This is a genomic window from Corallococcus sp. AB049A (assembly GCF_003668885.1).
GTDB lineage: Bacteria > Myxococcota > Myxococcia > Myxococcales > Myxococcaceae > Corallococcus > Corallococcus interemptor.
On sequence record NZ_RAWL01000915.1, the window covers coordinates 1 to 567 of the forward strand.

The following is a 567-nucleotide window of genomic DNA, read 5'->3' on the forward strand; positions in this document are numbered from 1 at the left end:
GCAGGACGGGGGTGAAGGTGGCGACGACGGTGCTCTCGGTGGGCCCGTAGTGGTTGAAGAGGGCCACGGGTACTGAGGCAGGAGGGCCGTGGTGGAGGGCGTCGCCACCCGTGAGCAGGGCACGCAGAGCGATGGGCCGAGGCCACTCCTCACGCAACACAGCCTCGGCCAGGGGCGTCGGCATGAAGCAGGTGGTGATGGCTTCGCGGGCCAGCCATTGAATCAGCTGGGCGGGCTCGGCACGTACGGCGTCAGACGGGACGACAAGGCTGGCTCCAGAGGCCAGCGAGGGCCACACCTCCCAGGTGGAAGCGTCAAAAGCGACGCCAGCGGTGAGGGCGGTGGAGTCCCGAGGCGTCAGCGAGTAGGTGCGCTGGTGCCAGGAGACGAGGTTCATCAACGCGCGGTGGTGGACGGCGACGCCCTTGGGGCGGCCGGTACTACCGGACGTGTAGATGACGTAGGCCAAATCCTCTGGCCCCACGGACGCCACCGGGAGTGGCTGCATGTGGGCCGCGGACTCCACCTCCAGCGGGAGGACGCGCGCGGAGAGAGAAGGCAGCGAAG

The 567-nt window shown here is 69.0% G+C and carries 1 protein-coding gene; it reads right to left on the reverse strand.

Features of this window, described 5'->3' with window-relative positions:
- The coding region (locus tag D7X55_RS40210; protein ID WP_233610409.1) for an AMP-binding protein at window positions 1–508 on the reverse strand (508 nt) is incomplete at its 3' end.
- Window positions 509–567: the final 59 nt, after the last annotated feature.